Origin of the sequence: Streptomyces sp. NPDC091281, assembly GCF_044757425.1 — a bacterium.
Lineage (GTDB): Bacteria > Actinomycetota > Actinomycetes > Streptomycetales > Streptomycetaceae > Streptomyces.
Genome location: NZ_JBIVUY010000003.1, coordinates 292,079 through 313,455, shown reverse-complemented (window position 1 = coordinate 313,455; position 21,377 = coordinate 292,079). Strand labels below are relative to the sequence as shown.

The following is a 21,377-nucleotide window of genomic DNA, read 5'->3' as shown; positions in this document are numbered from 1 at the left end:
GGACCGCCTCAGGCGGGGATCTGGATACGGAACCAGGCGCCGCTGCCCGGCTGAAGGGTCACCGTCCCGCCGTGGGCCGCCACGATGGCGGCGACGACGCTCAGCCCCAGGCCGTTGCCGCCGCCGGTCCCGGTGTCCTCGGGGGCGTGGCGCACCGTCGCCTGACCGCCGTGGACGAACCGCTCGAAGGCCGTGCGGCGCAGCTCCATCGGGATGCCCGGACCGTCGTCCGTGACCTCGATGACCCGGAACCCGGCCTCCGTGCCGAGCCCCAGCGAGGTGCGGGTGCCCTCCGGCGTGTGGTGCCGCACGTTGGCCAGCAGGTTCGCCACCGCCTGGTAGAGGCGGTCGCGGTCGCCCACCACCGTGTGGGTGCCCGGAAGGATCGTCACCCGGATCGGATGGTGCGGCGAACAGGCCCGCGCGTCCGCCGCCGCGTCCCGGCACAGCATGGCCAGGTTCACCGGTTCCCGGCGCAGCGGCTGCCCCAGGTCGATCCGGGTCAGCAGCATCAGCTCGTCCAGCAGCGCGGCCATCCGACGGGTCTCGTCCGTGGTGCGCTCCATGGCCAGCTCGAACGTCTCCGTGTCCGTCAGCCCGCCCAGCCGGGCCAGTTGCACATATCCGGAGATCGCGGTGAGCGGCGTGCGCAGCTCGTGCCCGGCGGTCGCCAGGAACTCCAGCAGCCGCCGCTCGCTGCGCCGCCGCCGGGCCCGTTCCCGGTGCAGCAGCGAGGCCAGGCCGATCAGCAGCGCCAGCGGCACCAGGACGGCCGCCGCCTCCAGCAGGGTGTGGGAGGCGGGGACGTCGGGCGCCGGGAGCGGTCCGACCAGGTCGGCGCCGTAGCGGGCGGGGCGGCCCGCCGACTCCGTTCGTGATCCGGCGGCCCCCGCCGCGGGCGCGGTGACCGCGTGCGCGACGGTCCGGCCGCCCGGAGCGGCGCCCACGGTCAGGAACAGCAGGACGGCGACCGTGAACAGCGTACGGACCGCGGCACGTTCGCGCCGGTGCCGTACGGCGTCCGGGGAACGGGTGACCGGCAGAGCGGTCTGCCCGCGAGTCCGTTGATGGTCCACCCAACCGTCCGATCAGGGTCGCGGCACGAAGACGGCAAGGAAAACCCTTGCTCTGCGGGCACCCTACCCAAGATCGGTTTCCCTACGGGCGCGTAGGGCCGACCGGTTCGCTCCGAATCCCCTCCGATCCGGGCAGGGCGCCGCCGCCACCCGCGGATATCGGGACGGAACGCCAAGTCCCACGTCATGACAGGGAGTTGACAGCAATATTTGCCACCGCGTCATCCGGCCGAAACGCCTCACCGCCTACGGTGTCCCTGCGTCCTCCGTGTTCCGGGCACGTCCCGGGCCCGGTTCGAGCGCCGGTCAGCGCGTTCTACGTGCCCTTTCGCGGCCCGTTTCGGCGTGCCCTCGCGCCGCCCGCCGTCAGCAGGGTTCCGGGCACTCCCCGGCGGCGGGCCGTGCCCGGCCGAGCGCGCGCGGCGCGGCCTCGCGCGCGGGGGCCTCGTCGGGGCCGGGGGCGCCGGTGAGCGGCGGCAGCACGACCCGGAACCAGGCGCCCCGCTCGGACGGCTGGAGCCGGATGGACCCGCCGTGCGCCGTCACCACGGCCGCCGCGACGCTCAGGCCCAGCCCGCGCCCCGGGCGGACGTCCGCGAGGGTCGCGGTCCGCGCCGTCCCGGCGGGACCCCGGAAGAACGGTTCGAAGACCCGCTGCCGGACACCGGCCGGGATGCCGGGACCGTCGTCCACCACGTCGATGACGTGCCGGCGGCCGTCCCGCCGCAGCCGCAGCTCGGCCGAGGAGCGGGCGGGGGTGTGCGCGAGGACGTTGGCGAGGAGGCTGTCGATGACCTGGCCGAGCCGCCGTCCGTCGCCGAGCACGAGGTGCGGCGAGGAGTCGGTGACACAGCGCAGGGTGTGCCGGGCGTCGGCGGGCTGCGCCCGGTCCACCGCCCGCTCGCACAGTTCGGTGAGGTCGACGGGCTCCTGCTCCAGGATGCCGCCGCGTTCGGCGCGGGCCAGCAGCAGCATGTCCTCGACGAGGCGGGTGACGCGCACCATCTCGGACTGCACCTGCCCCATCGCCTCGTCGAGCCGCCGGGGGTCCTCCAGCCCGCCGATCCGGGCGAGTTGGGCGTACCCGGTGATCGTGGTCAGCGGGGTGCGCAGCTCGTGGCTCGCGGCGCCGACCAGCTCGCGGAGCCGTTCGGTGTCGTCCGGACACCACACCCGGTGCTCCTCGGCGTCCCGCGCCCCGCCGCCCGCCACCACGACGACCGCCCCCGGGTCCGTCACCGCGCCCGAGTGCACCACGACCCCGGCGCCCTCCGTCGGCCGCGCCGCCCCGGCGCCCGCCGAAGTCCCGGCGGAATCGGGGCAGTCGGGACGGTTCGGGCGGTCCGGGCATTCCGTCGCGTCCGGGCCTTCGGCGGCCGTGCCGCGGGCCAGTGCCAGCGACCGCCGCCGCACCCACAGCGCGCCCGCGCACAGGGTGGTGACCAGGGCGACGCTGAAGGCGATCTGCCGGACCGTGATCGACCGCACGGCCGACTCGTCGGCGGCCGTGGACCGGCCGGTGACCAGGTAGGTGCCGTCCGGCAGCCGGTCGACCACCACCCGCACACCGTGCCCGCCCGCCCCGGCGGCCCGGCCGAGCCCGGCACGCTCGCGTATCTCCGGTCCGTCCGTCGGCAGGCCCTCGACGAGGTCGCGGGGCCCGGTCGAGGTCCGTACGCCGCCCCGCCCGTCGGTGAGCAGGGCGGCCGAGCCGTCCCGGGTGGGGAACAGGCCTAGGCCCTCGCGCAGCGCGTCGAGCCGGAACCGGTGGGTCTGGACGAGCTGTTCGTCGGTGCGCTCCCGCAGCCGGTCGCCGAGCGCGACGGCGCAGTGCACGTCCACGGCCAGCACCCCGACCACGGTGAGCACCAGGAAGCACCACACGAGCCGCCACGACGGCCACGGGCGCTCGCGCGAACCCCCCGCCCCGGGGCGGCGGGGGGTGCTGCTGCGGCGCGCGGCGCCGTCCGCGTCGGTGGGCATGGCCTCAGCCTTCCGCGGACTGCGCCGGAGGGGACGACCGCACCAGGTAGCCCGCACCGCGCACGGTGTGGATCAGCGTCTGGTCGGTGTCGCCGAGCTTGCGGCGCAGGTAGTAGATGTAGGTCTCGACGATGCCCGACTCGCCCTGGAAGTCGTAGCTCCAGACGTTGTCGAGCATCTGCGCCTTGGACAGCACCTGGTCGGCGTTCTCCAGGAGGTAGCGCAGCAGCGCGAACTCGGTCGACGACAACTGCACCGGACGGCCGTGCTGCCACACCTCGCGGGTGTCCTGGTCCAGCTCCACCCATCCCGCCTTCAGACGGCGGCCGTTGGCGGGCAGCTCGCGCCCGCGGCGCATGACGGCGCGGATGCGGGCCACCACCTCGTTGAGGTCGAACGGCTTGGTGACGTAGTCGTCGGCGAGTTCCAGCCCGCGGACCTTGTCCTCCACGGCGTCACGCGCGGTCACGAAGAGCACCGGGGCGCTCACGCCCGCCTCCCGCAGGCGGCGGCACACCTCGAAACCGTCCATGTCGGGCAGCAGCACGTCGAGGAGGATGACGTCGGGGCCGTGCGTCGCGGCACGTTCGAGGGCCTCGGAGCCCCGGGCCGCGGTGACCACCTCGAACCCCAGGAACTGCAAGGCCATGGTGAGCATGGAGGCAATGCTCGACTCGTCCTCCACGACGAGAACGGTCGTCATTGCGGACGTGTCGCTCTTGTTCATCGGGTGCACACCATGAAGTCAGTCGGAACCTAGGGCTGTTGGGTGATCTCCGTTGCCGCCGGACGAGACCGGACGAGGGGTGTGGTCACGTTCCGTCGTCGTCATGATGGCACAGCAATGATCGATTGCAGCAGAGTTCCGATCGGTCTCTGAGAGGGCTTTGATGTACCTCTGATCTTCGTGGACTTGAGTGTCCGGACATGACGACATACGCGGGGACGGTACCCGACCTTCACCCCCTGTTCGCGTCCGAGGGCGACCCGGACGCCGACGAGGCGCGCCGCCGGGTCACCTGGGAGATCTTCTCGGCGCTGACCGAAGTGGTGTCCGGACAGGGCGACTGGAGCGAGCAGAGCGCGGCCCGCGTCCGCGCCGAGGGGCGGGCCTGGGCCCGCGACGGAGGATCGGTCGACGAACTCCTCACCACGGTGCGCGGCATGACCCGCCGCCTCATCAACCGCTGCACGGTCGGCGGCCCGGAGCAGGACGCGCTGACCCACGAGGTCATGGTGCTCCGCCTCGGGGACGCCTGCCGCCGCGTGAGCCGCGAACTGAACTGCGGCTTCTACGAGGGCGGCGGCACCGGCGAGAGCCTCGCGGGCCCGCCCGCCCCGGCCCGCCCCCGGCCCGCCGCCGAACCGGCCACGCCCCGGTCCGCGGAGGCCCGCGCGGTGCTGTCGGTGCGGACGGCGTTCTGTTCCCTCGCCGACCTCGACCGTGTCTTCCGGGCCCGCCCCGGCATCGTCGTCCTCGCCGCCGACGAGGGCGCGCACGTGCTGCTGCCCGCCGCCGGCCAGCAGGAGGCGGTGGAACTGGCCCGCGAGGCGCACGCCGACCTGCCGGGCGACGTGTGGATCGCCGTGCACTGGCAGGACCCGGCGCGCGGCAAACCGGCGGTGCCGCAGACCCCGGACCCGGTCGGCCTGTCCGTCGCCGACGGCATCTGCGCCACCCTCCTCGCCCTCGACTGTCCGCCCGGCGTCTACGAACTCGACGACGTCCTCGTGGAGTACGGCGCCGCCGAGAACCCGGAGGTGTCGGAGCGCCTGCTGCGGATGGTCGAGCCGCTCCAGGAGCACCCGGTGCTGTGGGAGACGCTGACCGCGCTCATCGCCGCCGACGGTGTCCGCCACCGCGCCTGCGAACGCCTCGGCGTGCACCGCAACACCCTGGACCGGCGTCTGCAGCGCATCGGCCGGCTCACCGGGCAGCGCGTCGACGGACTGCGCGGCCTGAGCACCCTGCGCGCGGCCCTCGCGGTCGTCGCCGTGACCCGGCTCCAGCGCAGCGCGGGCCTGCTGGGCACCGAGGCCGCCCCGGAGACCGCCGCCGCGACCGGGACGACCGGGACCGGACGCGAGAGCGACACCTGGACCGGGACCGAGCCCGGCGTGGAGGCCGCGGAGGTCACCGGTGCCGCTCCTGAGGCCGTGGCTCCTCATACTCCTGCGCCGCCCCCGGCCGCGCCCGCGCCGCTTCCCGCCCGCCCGGCCCCCGCCCGCCGTGCCTCCTGGCCGTCGGCGGCGACCGGCCTGCGCTCCGGCCCGCCCGGCGACGGCGTACGCGCCACGGTCGCCGTCCGCGGCCCCGGCGTACCCCCGCCCCGGCGCCCCGCCGAGGAGGCCTGCGCACCGGCACTCCGTGCCTGATCATCCCGCCCGGCCGGACCACGCGCACCGTCCAGGACACCGCCCCGCGTGAACGCCCGGCGCCACGCCACGTATCTCCGGGTGTGCCAGATCCGCCCGGCGCACCCCGGCGGCCCCCGGCGACAGGCCCACCCCGCCCGCCCAGGCCCCGCACCCGCTCCACCGGTACGACCCGCACCACCCGCTTCCGGCCACCGCGCCGGGGCGACGGCCGCCCACCCCGGCGGCACCGCACGGCGACCGCGCCCCGGACGACCTCCGGGCGGGCGCCGCCCCGTCCCGGCACGGGGCCGTCGACGTGCCGCACCATCCCCTCTTCCTGTTCCGCCTGTTCTTCCTGTTCCTCCTGCTGTTCGGGCGGCGCACTCTCCGTTCCCCACCGTGTCCCCGCCCGTTCGCCGCCCCTCCGCCGTGCCGCCGCGCTTTTGCGGTTCTGTATTTCCGTATTCCGGCGCCCCGCACGCGCCCCGGTAGGCAATCCGGAAACGGCGCGCACCGCGCGAGGCGGGATTCTCCGAGGGCGTCCGGCAAAGGGGAGTCCGGCCCCACCCGGTGATGTCGTCCGACGGCACTGCGTGCCCATCTTCCGCAGCCGTCCGCCGCAATGACACTCCGTCTGGTCCCACCGACGCGGGCGCACGCCGGCCGGCGCATGGATGCGTCATGAATGAATTCCGTTCCGGGCCGCGTGGACATCCGCGGCCCGGTCCTCCGTCGCACGTGCCCGTGTGTGAACTGACGGCGCCCGTGGATTGCCCGTTTCGGCCCCCGGCGAAACCGGCGTCGCCGCCCTCCTCCGTTCCCGTCGGAGACGCCCGAGCGCGTTCACCGTGCCCCGCCGCACGGGGGAGGGCGGCGAATTCACGTGACCGCCTGCCGGGCACCCGTTTCGGACCATCCGGATTTCCGTCGCACTTTTTCCGCAATCCGCGGCGTCGGCCTTTTGAATCCGTGGATCGACCGCGGTCCGAGCAGGTGCGGTTCCCCGGTCCGGACCGGCGAAACCAACCGGCCACCGTCGCGACCGAATCGTTACTTTGCGCGGCCCGCGTGGAGCTGAGCGTCGTTCACGTCTGGCCGGAGTCTGTGTCCGAACCATGCCGGATGAGGGTCGGACCGCAGGTCAAGACCCTCTTCGTAGCGATGCCTTGTTCTCCCCGACATACCCGGGCCACGCCCGCGCAACATGCCCGCCGCCGGGGCGGACCGCGCGACCGGTGCACACCTGACCGTACCGAACCGCCCTACCGAACCCCCGCTACGCGCGATGACCGAACCCGCCCCGCAGGGGGCACCGCAGTATTTCCCGGTCGGCCCCGGCATTCGTTGACCTCCCCCGCGCGTCACCTCTACTGTCGCCGACAGCAGCACAGATAAATAAATCCAATTCTCCCCCGGCAGATTTCCTGCTGTCCCCTGTTGGATTCACTGCCCGACGACGTTCAGGAAAGGACTGCTTCCATGCTCCCCCACGCCGACAGGTCGGCAATGGTCAGTGGCCTTCCGGAATTCCCCCGCAGCGCCCGCCGTGGCGCCGACCGCCGCCCCCTCGCCCCGTCCCACGTCACCTGCATGGCCAGCCTCGACGCCGGTCTCAACATCGAGGCGGCCAACGCCGACTTCTTCCGGCACGTCGCCCGCCCCTCCACCGAGATCTGCGGACGCAGCATCTACGACGTCCTGCACCCCAGCGCCCGCACCGTCCTCCACCAGCACTTCAGCCGCCTGTCCACCGGACACGGCAGCCGCTTCGTCGAGCGGGTCGTGGCCATGCGCGGCCACGACCGGGTGTTCGCCGCCGAGATCACCGGCATAGCCGTCAAGGGCGAGGGGGACGACCTCTCCGGTGTCGTCGTCCTCATGAGCCCCGAGGACGAGCCGGCCGACGCCGCCGAACGCCCCGCCAAGCCCACCCCGATGCTCACGGCGCTCGACGCCCGCATCCTGGAGGGCGTCGCCACCGGCGCCTCGACCGTCCAGCTCGCGTCCCGCCTCTACCTCAGCCGTCAGGGCGTCGAGTACCACGTCGGCCTGATGCTCCGCCGCTTCAAGGCACCCAACCGCGCGGCCCTCGTCTCCCGCGCCTACTCCATGGGCGTGCTCACCGTCGGCAGCTGGCCGCCCCGCGCCGTGCCCGACTTCGTCAAGTGACGCCGTGGGACGCACCGTCCCGCGCCGCCGCAGGACACCGGACCGACGCCGGGTCCCCCGACCGCACCGGGGGCCCGGCGTCGCCCGTTTCTCCCCGCACCCCCCGGCCCGGACGACCGTACGGGCACCGCCCGGACAGCCGTACGGGCCGGACCGGTTCAGCGCCGGTGACCGCCGATCCCCTCGTCGTCCGCGTCGGGCCACGTACCGGGGTGCTCGGGTCCGTCGGAGATCCGGACGACCTCCCGGACGACCGGCACCCCGTGCCGCACCGCCCGCAGATAGCCGCCCGCAGCACCCGCAGGTCCACCCCCGGACACGTCCTCCATGTCCAGCTGGAACCGGTCCAGGTCGTTCATCAGCCGCCGCACGTACGGCGAGTCGCCTTCGGCGAGCCGCAGCGACTCCAGGCTGCCGCGCAGCCTCAGCAAGGCGCCCCGCACCTCGGCGAACTCCGTCTTCGTCATGACCTTCCCGCCTCCTCCCGACCGCCGGGGACACGGCCGCGTGCTCCGCACCGGCCCCCGGACCCGTCACCGCCGCACCGAGGGCGGCCCTGCGCCCATTCACCCGGCACACCCGCCCCCCGCGCAACACCCCGACCCCGCCCCCGCGCCATGTCTGGGCGTTTCCCGCAATCCCCGCCCGCCCACCAGCCCCCACCCCCCTCCAACCGCCCCGAATCTAGGGGCCGCCCTAGTCCCTCCACGCCTAGCGTGGGGGCCCCGGCGATCCGCTGCCGCACGCCTGACCGGCGGGAACGGACCGCCGACCCCGCGCCGTACGCGCACGCCCGACGCGCGCCCGACCGTCACCCCGACGGCCGCGCGCCCGCCGTACCCGACGTCTGCGGTCCCCACGGGCCGGTCCGACCAGCTGGTGGAGTGGAATGAGCGAGTCAGAACGCACACGGCACGGGCTCGACGCCACGCACCGCGGCGCGATCGCCGTCATCGGCCTCTCCTGCCGCCTGCCGGGCGCCGCGAACCCGGACGAACTGTGGGACCTGCTCAGCGACGGCCGCAGCGCCGTCCGCCCCACCCCCGCCGACCGGCTCCGCCTCACCGGCGCCCCCGACACCCCGGACCCGCACGCCGACGCCCCCCGCTGGGGCGGATTCCTCGACACCGTCGACGAGTTCGACGCCGCCTTCTTCGGCGTCTCGCCCCGCGAGGCCGACACCATGGACCCGCAGCAGCGCCTCGTCCTCGAACTGGCCTGGGAGGCACTGGAGGACGCCCGCATCGTCCCCGGCCGCCTCGACGCCACCAGCACCGGCGTCTTCGTCGGCGTCGCCCACGACGACTACGCCACCCTGCTGCACGCCCTCGGCCCCGACAGCGTCACCCACCAGTCCTTCACCGGCACCCACCGCGCCCTCGTCGCCAACCGGCTCTCCTACCTCCTCGGTCTGCGCGGACCCAGCGTCACCCTCGACTCGGCCCAGTCCTCCTCCCTCGTCGCCCTCCACCTCGCCTGCGAGAGCCTGCGCTCCGGCGACAGCGACCTGGCCCTCGTCGGCGGCGTCAACCTCCACCTCGCCGCCGAGAGCAGCCTCTACCCCCACCGCTTCGGCGCGCTCTCGCCCGACGGCCGCTGCTACACCTTCGACGCCCGCGCCAACGGCTACGTCCGCGGCGAGGGCGGCGGCCTGGTCGTCCTCAAGCCCCTCGACCGCGCCCTCGCCGACGGCGACCCGGTCCGCGCCGTCATCCGCGGCAGCGCCGTCAACAACGACGGCGGCGGCGACACCCTCACCGCCCCCGACCGGCACGCCCAGGAGGCCGTCCTCCGCCGGGCCCTGCACAACGCCGGGACGACCGCGCACGCCGTCCAGTACGTCGAACTCCACGGCACCGGCACCCCCGTCGGCGACCCCGTCGAGGCCGCCGCGCTCGGCGCCGTCCTCGGCACCGGCCGCCCCGCCGACGCGCCCCTGCACGTCGGCTCGGTGAAGACCAACGTCGGCCACCTCGAAGGCGCTTCGGGCATCACCGGCCTCCTCAAGACCGTCCTCGCCCTCCAGCACCGCTCCCTCCCGCCCAGCCTCAACCACGAGACCCCGCACCCCGACATCCCCCTCGACACCCTCCGCCTCCACGTCCGCACCGCCCCCGGCCCCTGGCCCCGCCCCGACGCCCCCCTCGTCGCCGGGGTGAGTTCCTTCGGGATGGGCGGCACCAACGCCCACGTCGTGGTCGAGGAGGCCCCCGACCAGAACACCGCCACCGCCCAACCGGCGCCCGACGGTGCGCTGTTCACCACCGATGGCCTCGTCCCCTGGCCCCTCGCGGGCCGGAGCCCGGAGAGCCTCGCCGGTCAGGCCGCCCGCCTGCGGTCGATGGACGACCGCGTACGTCCCGTCGACGTCGCCTGGTCCCTCGCCACCACCCGCACCGCCTTCGAACACCGCACGGTCCTGCTCGGCACCGACCCGGCCGACTTCGAGGGCGAGTTGACCGCCCTGGCGTCCGGCGAGGTGACCGGCGCCACGGTGGTGCGCGGCACGGTCGCGGGCGACACGGCCACCGACCGCGTGGCGTTCGTGTTCCCCGGTCAGGGGGCGCAGTGGGTGGGCATGGGCCGGGAGTTGTGGGAGTCCTCCCCGGTGTTCGCCGCGTCGATGGAGGCGTGCGGGGAAGCGCTGGCGCCGTTCACGGACTGGTCGCTGACGGAAGTCGTCCGCGAGGGCCGTGAGTTGGTGGACGTGGATGTCGTCCAGCCCGTGTCGTGGGCGGTGATGGTGTCGCTGGCTGCCGTGTGGCGGGCGAGTGGTGTCGAGCCGTCTGTGGTCGTCGGTCACTCGCAGGGGGAGATTGCCGCCGCTGTGGTGGCGGGTGGGTTGTCGCTGGAGGACGGTGCGCGGGTGGTCGCGCTGCGGTCGAAGGCGATCCGTGCCATTGCCGGGCGTGGTGGCATGGTCTCGCTTCCCCTTTCCCTGCCAGTTGTTGAGGAGTTGCTGACCGGTTGGGCCGGTCGTATCGACGTCGCGGCTGTGAACGGTCCGGGTTCGGTCGTGGTGGCCGGTGACGCGGACGCGCTGGATGAGCTGGTGGCGCACTGTGAGGCGGAGGAGATCCGGGCTCGCCGTGTCCCGGTGGACTACGCGTCGCACACCTGGCACGTCGAGGCCATCGAGGACGCGCTAGCAGACGTTCTGGCGCCCGTGGTCCCGCAGTCGGGTCAGGTCCCGTTCTTCTCGACCAACGAGGCGCGGATCATCGACACCGCTGAGTTGGACGGCGGTTACTGGTACCGCAACCTCCGCCACCGCGTGCGGTTCGCGGAGGCCGTGGAAGGGCTGGCCGCGCAGGGCTATGGCGCCTTCGTCGAGGTCAGCTCGCACCCCGTGCTCGGCATGGCGGTCCAGGAAGCCGCCCCGGACGCCGTCGTCGTGGCGAGCCTGCGCCGTAACGCGGGCGGCCGGGCCAGGGTCCTGACCGCGCTGGCCGAGGCGTGGGTACGGGGTCTTCCGGTGGACTGGGCGGCGGTGCTGGCCGGGCAGGGCGGCGTCGCGGTGCCGCTGCCGACGTACGCCTTCCAGCGGCGCCGGTACTGGCTCGACGGCACGGCCGCTCCGCGGCGTACGACGGGTGCCGTCCGGTCGGCGGGCGGTGCGCCGGAGCCCGACCGCGCCGACGCGGGGGCCGACGCGGTGGCTCCGGCCGCCCGGCACGACTGGGTGCGGCGCGTCCGCGCGCACGCCGCCGTGGTCCTGGGACATGCCGGACCGGCCGACATCGACCCCTCCCTGACCTTCAAGGCGCTCGGCTTCGACTCCGCGACCTCCGTGGAACTGCGCAACCGCCTGGTCGCCGAGACCGGCCTCGCCCTGCCCGCCTCCGTCCTCTTCGACCGCCCCACCCCGCGCTCGCTCGCCGCACACCTCGGCGACCTGCTGCACGGCGGCACCGGACCGGACACCGGACCCGACCCGGACGGGTCCCCGCACGGCACGACGGCGCGCCCCGACGCCGACACGGAGCCCATCGCCATCGTCTCCATGGGCCTCCGCCTGCCCGGCGGCATCCGCACCCCCGACGAACTGTGGGACCTGCTCAGCAGCGGCGGCGACACGATCTCCGCCTTCCCGGCGGACCGCGGCTGGGACCTCGACACCCTGTACCACCCCGACCCCGCCCACCACGGCACGACGTACGCCCGCTCCGGCTCGTTCCTCTACGACGCGGGCGACTTCGACGCCGCCTTCTTCGGCATCTCGCCGCGCGAGGCCGAGTCGATGGACCCGCAGCAGCGACTGCTCCTCGAAGCGTCCTGGGAGGCGCTGGAGCGGGCCGGCATCGACCCGGAGACCCTGCACGAACGCGACGGCGGCGTCTTCGTCGGCCTGATGCCGCAGGAGTACGGCCCCGGCCTGCGCCAGGCCCCCGAGTCCGTCGACGGCTACCTCCTCACCGGCACCTCGGGCAGCGTCGCCAGCGGCCGGATCGCCTACGTCCTCGGCCTGCGCGGCCAGGCCGTCAGCGTCGACACCGCCTGCTCGTCGTCCCTGGTCGCCCTGCACCTCGCCGTACAGGCGCTGCGCGCGGGCGAATGCTCCTTCGCGCTCGCCGGGGGCGCCACCGTCATGGCCGAACCCGGCATCTTCGTCGAGTTCTCCCGACAGCGGGGCCTCGCGCCGGACGGCCGCTGCAAGCCCTTCGCGGCGGGCGCCGACGGCACCGGCTGGGGCGAGGGCGTCGGCGTCCTGCTCCTGGAGCGTCTTTCCGACGCCCGCCGCAACGGGCATCCGGTCCTCGCCGTCGTCCGCGGTTCCGCCGTCAACCAGGACGGTGCGAGCAACGGCCTCACGGCGCCCAACGGACCTTCCCAGGAACGCGTGATCCGCGCGGCCCTGTCGAACGCGCGGCTCACCCCCGACCTCGTGGACGCCGTCGAGGCCCACGGCACGGGCACCACCCTCGGCGACCCCATCGAGGCGCACGCCCTCCTCGCCACGTACGGCAAGGACCGGGACGCCGAAAGCCCCCTCTGGCTCGGCTCCTTGAAATCGAACATCGGCCATACACAGGCCGCCGCCGGTGTCGTGGGCGTCATGAAGATGGTGCTCTCCATGCGGCACGGCGTGCTGCCCCGCACCCTGCACGTCGACGCGCCGACCCCCCACGTCGACTGGTCGTCGGGGACGGTGTCCCTCCTCGCCGAACCGGTCGACTGGCCGCACACCGACGGGCGCCCCCGCCGCGCCGGCGTCTCCTCGTTCGGCATCAGCGGGACCAACGCGCACGTGGTCCTCGAAGAGGCCCCCGCCACGGAAGAGGCCCCCGCCACGCAGCTCGACGCGGTCGCCCCGGAAGGCCGTTCCGTCCTTCCCGTGTTCGCGGCGGACGGCCCGGTCCCGCTGCCGATCCCCTGGGTGGTCTCGGGACGCGGCAGCGAAGGGCTCCCGGCCCAGGCGGCTCGTCTGCTGTCGGTCGACGCGTCCCCGGTGGACGTGGCGTGGTCCCTCGCCGCGACGCGCACGGCGTTCGAGAACCGCGCGGTCGTCCTCGGCGCCGCACCGGACGAACTGCGCCTCGGACTGGAGGCGTTGACCGCCACCGACGGCGTCACCCCGGCATCCGTGGTACGCGGCCGTGCCGCCCGCTCCGGTGAGGGCACCGTCTTCGTGTTCCCGGGGCAGGGGGCGCAGTGGGTGGGCATGGGGCGAGAGTTGTGGGACGCGTCGCCTGTCTTCGCTGCGTCGATGGAGGCGTGCGGGGAGGCGTTGGCCCCGTTCACGGACTGGTCGCTCGCGGAAGTAGTGCGCGAGGGTCGCGAGTTGGTGGACGTGGATGTGGTGCAGCCGGTGTCGTGGGCGGTGATGGTGTCGCTGGCTGCCGTGTGGCGGGCGAGCGGGGTCGAGCCGTCGGTGGTGGTCGGTCACTCGCAGGGTGAGATCGCTGCCGCTGTTGTGGCGGGTGGGTTGTCGCTGGAGGACGGTGCGCGGGTTGTCGCGTTGCGGTCGAAGGCGATCCGTGCGATTGCCGGGCGTGGTGGCATGGTCTCGCTTCCGTTGTCTCTGGCGGTAGTTGAGGAGTTGCTGACGGGCTGGGCCGGTCGTATCGACATCGCGGCCGTCAACGGTCCGGGTTCGGTCGTGGTCGCGGGTGATGCGGACGCGCTGGACGAGCTGGTCGCACACTGTGAGGCCGAGGAGATCCGGGCTCGTCGTGTCCCGGTGGACTACGCGTCGCACACCTGGCATGTGGAGGCCATCGAGGGGGAGTTGGCGGAGGTCCTGGCCGCCGTCGCTCCTCGCAGCGGTGAGGTGCCGTTCTTCTCGACCAACGAGGCGCGTGTCATCGACACGGCGGAGCTGGACGGCGGTTACTGGTACCGCAACCTCCGGCACCGCGTGCGGTTCGCGGAGGCCGTGGAGGGTCTGGCCGAGGAGGGCTACGGCGCCTTCGTCGAGGTCAGCTCGCACCCGGTGCTGGGCATGGCGGTTCAGGAGGCCGCCCCGGACGCGGTCGTCGTCGGGAGTCTGCGCCGCAATGAAGGGGGTGCTACCCGCTTCCTCACCTCCCTCGCGGAGGCGTGGGTGCGGGGGATCGGCGTCGACTGGAAGGCCGTCCTCGCCGGGCGGGACGCCGTCGCGGTGCCGCTGCCGACGTACGCCTTCCAGCGCCGCCGGTACTGGCTGGAGCGGACTGTTCCCTCGGCCGTCCCTGCGGGGGAGCCGGCGCGGTCGGCTGTGGACGCCCGGTTCTGGGAGGCCGTGGAGCGGGAGGACCTGGAGGCCGTCGCGGAGACGCTCGGGCTGGCGCAGGGCGGCGAGGCGTGGAGCGACGTGCTGCCCGTGCTGTCCGGCTGGCGTCGGCAGCAGGCGGCGCGGGCGGCGGTGGACGGCTGGCGGTACCGGGTCGTGTGGCGCCCGGCCGCGGCCGACGCCCTCGCGGCACGGGCCCTGCACGGCACCTGGCTCGTCGTCGTCCCGGAGGGGGAGGGCGGTCTCGCCGGCGAGGTGTCCGACGCGTTGACGCGGCACGGCGCCACCGTACGGGCCCTCACCCTCTCGGCCGAGGAGATGCGGTACGCCGGTCCCGCCCGGCCTGCCGAGTCCGACGACCCGGCCGTCCCGGACCCGCTGGACGCGGTGCTCGCTGCGGCGCTCGCCGAGGCGGCCGAACCGCCCGCCGGTGTGCTGTCGTTGCTCGCCCTGGACGAGGAGCCGCTGCCCGGACATCCTGCCCTGCCGACGGGGGCCGCCAGCACGGTGCGCCTTCTCCAGGCGCTGGGCCGGGCCGGTGCGGACGCGCCGCTGTGGTGCGTGACGCGGGGCGCGGTCGCCACCGGGGACCACGAGCCGGTGCACCGGCCCGCCCAGGCGGCCGTCTGGGGCCTCGGCCGGGTCGCCGCCCTGGAGTTCCCCGAACGCTGGGGCGGTCTGGTCGACCTCCCCGGCATCCCCGGCGCCGCTCTGGCGCGGCGGGACGGCGACGCCCTGGCCCGTGTGCTCGCCTCGTCCGCCGGAGAAGTCGAGGACCAGGTCGCGCTGCGCGCCCGGCAGACCTTCGTACGACGCCTCGTCCCCGCCGGAGTCCCGGCGGACGCGGAACCGGAGCGGGCCGCCTCGACGGCGGGCCCCCGGCGGGCGTGGACCCCGCGCGGCACCGCTCTCGTGACCGGCGGCACAGGCGCCCTCGGCGCGCACGTCGCCCGCTGGCTCGCGGCCGGGGGAGCCGAGGACATCGTCCTCGTCGGACGCCGGGACGTCTCCGACGACGCCCGCTTGACCGACCTGCGCGACGAAGTCACGGCGCTGGGCGCCCGGTTGACCGCGATCTCGTGCGACGTCTCCGAACGTGCCGCGCTGGACGCCCTGTTGGAGTCCCTGCGCGCCGAGGGGCGCCCCGTGCGCACGGTGGTGCACGCGGCGGGTGTCGGCACCCTCGGCGCACTCACCGACCTCGACACCGACGCCTTCGCGGACGTCCTGTCGGGCAAGGTCGCCGGTGCCCGGCACCTCACCGAACTGCTCGACCCGGCCGAGACCGACGCACTGATCCTCTTCTCCTCCATCTCCGGCGTCTGGGGCGTCGCCGACCACGCCGCGTACGCCGCCGCCAACGCCACCCTCGACGCCCTCGCCGAACACGCCCGCCGCACCACCGGGTTGGCCGTCACCTCGGTCGCCTGGGGCCCCTGGGACGGCGGCGGCATGATCGCCGAGGAGCTGCGCGACCCGCTGCGCCGCCGCGGCATCCCCGTCATCGCCCCCGGACCCGCCCTGGCCGCCCTCCAGGTCGCCCTCGACCACGACGACACCGTCGTGGCCGTCGCGGACGTCGACTGGGCGCGGTTCGTGCCGGTGTTCAGCACCGCCCGCCCCGCCCCCCTCGTCGCCGACCTCGAACCGAGGACCGACCCGCCCGCCGGATCACACCGCGCCACCGACCGGGACCCGGCCGCCGTACCCGAGTCGGGCCTCGCGCAGCGGCTCGCCGCGCTGCCCGCCACCGACCGGGACCGCTTCGTGCAGGACCTCGTGCGGGCCGAGGCCGCCGCCGTCCTCGGGCACGACTCGGCCGACGCCGTCGACGGCGCGTACGCCTTCAAGGAGTTGGGCTTCGACTCGGTCAGCGCCGTCGAACTCCGCAACCGGCTCACCGCCCGCACCGGCCTCACCGTCCCCACCACGGTCGTCTTCGACCACCCCACGCCGCTCGCCCTCGCCGCCCACCTGCGGCTGCTGGCGTTCGGCACGACGGCCGACGGACCCGCCCCCGCCCCGGCCACCACCGGCGCCCCGCTCCCGGCCGCCGACGACGATCCGGTCGTCATCGTCGCCATGGGCTGCCGCTACCCCGGCGGCATCAGCTCTCCCGACGACCTGTGGCGGGTCGTCACCGAGGGCGAGGACGCCATCACCGGCCTCCCCGCCGACCGCGGCTGGCCCACGACCGGCTTCTACGACCCCGACCCGGACCACCCCGGCACCAGCTACGTCCGGCACGGCGGATTCCTCCACGACGCGGGCGAGTTCGACGCCGCGTTCTTCGGGATCTCCCCGCGTGAGGCGGCGGCGATGGACCCGCAGCAGCGGCTGCTCCTGGAGACCTCCTGGGAGGCCTTCGAACGGGCCGGGATCGACCCCCGCACCCTCCGCGGCTCCAGCACCGGCGTCTTCACCGGCCTCACCGACCAGAACTACGGCAGCCTCCTGAGCCGTTCGGCCGACGGCACCGAGGGCTACCTCGTCACCGGCGCCTCCACCGCCGTCGCCTCCGGCCGCGTCTCCTACGTCCTCGGCCTCGAAGGACCCGCCGTCACCGTCGACACCGCCTGCTCCTCCTCGCTGGTCGCCCTGCACCTGGCGATCAGGTCGCTGCGCTCGGGCGAGTGCGCGATGGCCCTCGCCGGGGCCGCGATGGTGATGGCCGACCCGGCGCCGTTCGTCGGGTTCAGCCGCCAGCGCGGCCTGGCCCCCGACGGCCGCTGCAAGCCCTTCGCGGAGGCCGCCGACGGTTTCGCCCTCGCGGAAGGCGTCGGCGTCCTCCTCCTGGAACGCCTCTCCGACGCTCGGCGCAACGGCCACCCCGTCCTCGCCGTGGTCCGCGGCTCCGCCCTCAACCAGGACGGCGCCAGCAACGGCCTCACCGCCCCCAACGGCCCCGCCCAGCAGCGGGTCATCCGGGCCGCCCTCGCCGACGCCCGCGTCAGCGGGGCCGACGTCGACGTCGTCGAGGCGCACGGCACCGGCACCCGCCTCGGCGACCCCATCGAGGCGCAGGCCCTCCTCGCCACCTACGGCCAGGGCCGGGCGGACGGACGGCCCCTGCTCATCGGCTCGGTGAAGTCCAACATCGGGCACACCCAGACCGCGTCCGGCCTCGCCGGAGTGATCAAGATGGTCCTCGCCATGCGGCACGGCCTCGCCCCCGGCACCCTCCACGTGGACGCCCCGTCCTCCCACGTCGACTGGTCCTCGGGCGCCGTGTCCCTGCTCACCGAACCCGTCGACTGGCCGCGCCCCGACGGGCGGCCACGGCGGGCCGGTGTCTCGTCGTTCGGCATCAGCGGCACCAACGCGCACGTCGTGCTGGAAGAGGCGCCCGAGCCGGACGCCGAGCCGACCGTTCCGGCCGACGACGACCGTCTCCCTGTCTTCGGCCCGGACACCGCCGCCCCCTGGACGGTGTCGGGACGCGGCGCCGACGGCCTCGCCGCGCAGGCGGCCCGCCTGCTGTCGGTGGACGCGCCCCCGGCTGACGTGGCGTGGTCCCTCGCCGCGACCCGCACGGCGTTCGAGAACCGCGCGGTCGTCCTCGGCGACGGAACCGACGAACTGCGTCACGGTCTCGCGGAGTTGGCGTCTGCCGACGCCGTGACCGGTGCCGGTGCCGGTGCCGGTGTCGGTGTCGTGCGTGGAGCCGTCGCGGGCGCGACCGGCCGGGTCGCCTTTGTGTTCCCGGGGCAGGGAGCGCAGTGGGTGGGTATGGGGCGGGAGTTGTGGGAGTCCTCTCCGGTGTTCGCCGCTTCGATGGAGGCGTGCGGGGAGGCGTTGGCGCCGTTCACGGATTGGTCCCTCGCGGAAGTCGTGCGCGAGGGCGGCGAGTTGGTGGACGTGGATGTGGTGCAGCCCGTGTCGTGGGCGGTGATGGTGTCGCTGGCTGCCCTGTGGCGGGCGAGCGGGGTCGAGCCGTCCGTGGTCGTCGGCCACTCGCAGGGGGAGAATGCCGCCGCTGTGGTGGCGGGTGGGTTGTCTCTGGAGGACGGTGCGCGGGTGGTCGCGCTCCGGTCGAAGGCGATCCGTGCCATTGCCGGGCGCGGTGGCATGGTCTCTCTTCCGTTGTCGTTGGCGGCAGTTGAGGAGTTGCTGACGGGCTGGGCCGGTCGTATCGACATCGCTGCCGTGAACGGTCCGGGTTCGGTTGTCGTCGCGGGTGACGCGGACGCGCTGGACGAACTCGTCACGCACTGCGAGGCGGAGGACATCCGGGCCCGCCGTATTCCGGTGGACTACGCGTCGCACACCTGGCACGTCGAGGCCATCGAGGACGAACTCGCCGACGTTCTGGCGCCCGTGGTTCCGCAGTCGGGTGAGGTGCCGTTCTTCTCGACCAACGAGGCGCGGATCATCGACACCGCTGAGTTGGACGGCGGTTACTGGTACCGCAACCTCCGGCACCGCGTCCGGTTCGCGGATGCAGTGCAGGGCTTGGCCGCGCAGGGCTACGGCGCTTTCGTGGAGGTCAGTTCGCACCCGGTGCTGGGCATGGCGGTGCAGGAGGCCGCCCCGGACGCCGTCGTCGTCGGCAGTCTGCGCCGCAATGAAGGGGGCGCGACCCGCTTCCTCACCTCCCTCGCGGAGGCGTGGGTGCGGGGGATCGGCGTCGACTGGACGGCCGTGCTCGCCGGGCGCGAGGTGACCGCCGTGGCGCTTCCCACGTATGCCTTCCAGCACCGCCGGTACTGGCTCGACCTGCCCGTTCCGTCCGTCCGGCCCGGTGGGGAAGGGGTGGCCGGGGACGAGGTCGACGCGCGGTTCTGGGAGGCGGTCGAGCGGGAGGACCTGGAGGCCCTGGCGGGCACCCTCGACCTGACGCCCGAGGCGCGGGGCGGGCTCGGCGCGGTCGGACCGGCGCTGCCCCTGCTGGCCGAGTGGCGCCGCCGCCGCAAGGAGAGCGCCCTGCTCGACTCCTGGCGGTACGCGGTGACCTGGCAGCCCGCCGCGCCCGTCGCCGGGGCGTCCGCGCTGCCCCCTCGCTGGCTGGTCGTCGTTCCCGCCCCCGGAGACGGGCCGACGGCCGGGGCGGACTCCCTGTCCGGCGAGCTGATCGAGCGCCTGCGTGGCCATCAAGGCGTCGAACAGGTCGCCACGCTCGCCCTCGACCCCGCCGGGGCCGACCGGGAGACGCTGGTGGACCGACTGCGGGACGCCATCGACGCGCACCCGGAAACAGGCGCCGTCCTCAACCTCCTCCCGCTCGCCGAGGGCGCCGATGAAGAGGCGGACGGCCGGGACACCGCCGTACCGGACTTGCTCGCCGCGACCTTCCTCCTCATGCGGGCCCTCACGGACGTCAAGGCCGACGCCCCGCTCTGGACGGTCACCCGAGGCGCCGTCGACGTACCGGGCCCCGCCACGGCCGACGACACCGGACCGCGACCCGACCAGGCCGCCCTCTGGGGACTGGGCCGCGTCTACGGGCTCGACCACCCCCAGCACTGGGGCGGTCTCGTCGACCTCCCCGCGGGCCTCGACCACGTCGACGGTCCGGTGTGGAAGCGCGTCGCCGAGGCCCTGACCGGCGCCGACGACGAGGACCAGCTCGCGGTGCGCGTCGACGGACTCCACGTCCGCCGCATGGTCCGCAAGCCCGTCGCGAGCACGGCCGACACCGGGGACGGGCCCCGCCCGGAGGCGCGGTTCGCCGGGACGACCCTCATCACCGGCGGCACCGGAGCCCTCGGCGCACACCTCGCCCGGCGGCTCGCCGCGACCGGCGCCGAGCACCTGCTGCTCGTCAGCCGACGCGGCGCCGACGCGCCCGGCGCAACCGACCTCGCCGCCGAACTGGCCGCGTCCGGCGCCCGCGTCACCCTCGCCGCCTGCGACGTCACCGACCGGGCGCGCCTCGCCGACGTGCTGGCCGCCGTGCCCGAGGACGCCCCGCTGGGCACCGTCGTGCACGCGGCCGGCGCCGAGCCGCCGTCCGCCGCCCTCGGCGACACCGACCTCACCGACCTGCGGGACGTGATGAGCGCCAAGATCGCGGGCGCCGTCCACCTGGACGCGCTGCTCGCCGACCGCCCGGAGGTCGCCCTCGTGCTGTTCTCCTCCGGCGCGGGCGTCTGGGGCGACGGCGGCCACTGCGGATACGCGGCGGCCAACGCCTGGCTCGACGCGTTCGCCGCCCGCCGCCGCGCCCTCGGCCGGGCCGCCACCGCGATCGCCTGGGGTGCCTGGGCGGGCGGCGGCATGGTCCACGAGACCGAGGGCGACCGGCTGCGCCGCTACGGTGTCCTCACCATGGACCCCGACGTGGCGGTCGGCGCCGTACGGCAGGCCCTGGAGCACGGCGAGACCTCGCTCGTCGTCGCCGACGTCGGCTGGGACCGGTTCGCGGCCACCTACTCGGCGACCCGGCGGCGCCGCCTCTTCGACGAGATCCCCGAGGCCCGCCCCGCCGACCCCGCCCGCCCCGGCCGAGACCAGGACACCTCCGACGGCGGCCCCGACACCGACGGGGGGCCGGCGGCGGCCCTCGTGCGCAGGCTCGCCGCGGCGGGCCGCGCCGAGCGGGAGCGGACCGTGCTGCACCTCATCCGCACCCAGGTCGGGGCGGTCCTCGGCCACGACGGGGTCGCCGCGATCGCGCCCGGCCAGGCCTTCCGCGACCTCGGCTTCGACTCGCTCACCGCCGTCGAACTCCGCAACCGGCTCAAGGAGGCGACCGGGCTGGTCCTGCCCGCCACCCTCGTCTTCGACCACCCCACCCCGGCCGCCCTCGGCGAACGGCTCCTCGCCGGACTCGTCCCGGACACCCCCGCCGAGGACCCGGGCGACCGGAGCGGAACGGCCGACCTCACCCCCACCGCCTCCCTCGACGCCCTGGAAGCCGCCCTCGCCACGCTCGACCCCGCGGACGACGCGGCCCGCACCCGGATCACCACCCGCCTCCAGGCGCTGCTGTGGCGGCTGGCGGACAGCCCCGCCGACACCCCGGCGAGCGGCCCCGCACCCGACGGCGAACTCCTCGGCGCCGTCTCCGACGACGAGATGTTCGACCTGATCAACAAGGAACTCGGCCTCGGCTAGCCGCCCCCCCGCCCTGGCCACCG

At 74.7% G+C, this 21,377-nt stretch carries 7 protein-coding genes; 3 read left to right on the top strand and 4 right to left on the bottom strand.

What is annotated here, in order from left to right; all coding sequences use genetic code 11:
* Window positions 1–8: 8 nt before the first annotated feature.
* The 3 genes from ACIQPQ_RS09785 to ACIQPQ_RS09775 all read right to left on the bottom strand — a co-directional run bounded on the left by ACIQPQ_RS09785 (window position 9) and on the right by ACIQPQ_RS09775 (window position 3,762).
* Window positions 9–1,076: a sensor histidine kinase gene (locus ACIQPQ_RS09785; protein WP_383778628.1), complete on the bottom strand. Its 1,068-nt coding sequence runs from the start codon at window positions 1,074–1,076 to the stop codon at window positions 9–11.
* Between the two features lie 366 nt (window positions 1,077–1,442).
* The gene (locus ACIQPQ_RS09780; protein WP_401302064.1) at window positions 1,443–3,059 is read right to left on the bottom strand and encodes a sensor histidine kinase; all 1,617 of its coding nucleotides are present in this window, start codon (window positions 3,057–3,059) and stop codon (window positions 1,443–1,445) included.
* A gap of 4 nt (window positions 3,060–3,063) precedes the next feature.
* Window positions 3,064–3,762, bottom strand: coding sequence for a response regulator transcription factor (locus ACIQPQ_RS09775; RefSeq protein WP_401302061.1), 699 nt, complete (start codon window positions 3,760–3,762; stop codon window positions 3,064–3,066).
* A gap of 224 nt (window positions 3,763–3,986) precedes the next feature.
* On the opposite strand from ACIQPQ_RS09775, the gene ACIQPQ_RS09770 reads away from it, so the two are divergent.
* On the top strand, window positions 3,987–5,435 hold the full coding sequence (locus tag ACIQPQ_RS09770) for a PucR family transcriptional regulator (RefSeq protein WP_401302058.1): 1,449 nt from the start codon (window positions 3,987–3,989) through the stop codon (window positions 5,433–5,435).
* Window positions 5,436–7,007: 1,572 nt separating this feature from the next.
* Window positions 7,008–7,586: a helix-turn-helix transcriptional regulator gene (locus tag ACIQPQ_RS09765; protein ID WP_383778634.1), complete on the top strand. Its 579-nt coding sequence runs from the start codon at window positions 7,008–7,010 to the stop codon at window positions 7,584–7,586.
* Between the two features lie 158 nt (window positions 7,587–7,744).
* Here the strand turns inward: ACIQPQ_RS09765 and ACIQPQ_RS09760 are convergent, their stop codons facing one another.
* Complete coding sequence (locus tag ACIQPQ_RS09760) at window positions 7,745–8,053, bottom strand: hypothetical protein (protein WP_401302055.1); 309 nt, start codon at window positions 8,051–8,053, stop codon at window positions 7,745–7,747.
* Between the two features lie 422 nt (window positions 8,054–8,475).
* On the opposite strand from ACIQPQ_RS09760, the gene ACIQPQ_RS09755 reads away from it, so the two are divergent.
* Window positions 8,476–21,354: a type I polyketide synthase gene (locus ACIQPQ_RS09755; protein ID WP_401302052.1), complete on the top strand. Its 12,879-nt coding sequence runs from the start codon at window positions 8,476–8,478 to the stop codon at window positions 21,352–21,354.
* The last annotated feature ends 23 nt before the right edge of the window (window positions 21,355–21,377 follow it).

Coding starts and splice junctions, on each gene's coding strand:
- ACIQPQ_RS09780 (WP_401302064.1), bottom strand. CDS start 3,059: ATGCCCACCGACGCGGACGGCGCCGCGCGCCGCAGCAGCACCCCCCGC.
- ACIQPQ_RS09755 (WP_401302052.1), top strand. CDS start 8,476: ATGAGCGAGTCAGAACGCACACGGCACGGGCTCGACGCCACGCACCGC.
- ACIQPQ_RS09765 (WP_383778634.1), top strand. CDS start 7,008: ATGGCCAGCCTCGACGCCGGTCTCAACATCGAGGCGGCCAACGCCGAC.
- ACIQPQ_RS09775 (WP_401302061.1), bottom strand. CDS start 3,762: ATGACGACCGTTCTCGTCGTGGAGGACGAGTCGAGCATTGCCTCCATG.
- ACIQPQ_RS09760 (WP_401302055.1), bottom strand. CDS start 8,053: ATGACGAAGACGGAGTTCGCCGAGGTGCGGGGCGCCTTGCTGAGGCTG.
- ACIQPQ_RS09770 (WP_401302058.1), top strand. CDS start 3,987: ATGACGACATACGCGGGGACGGTACCCGACCTTCACCCCCTGTTCGCG.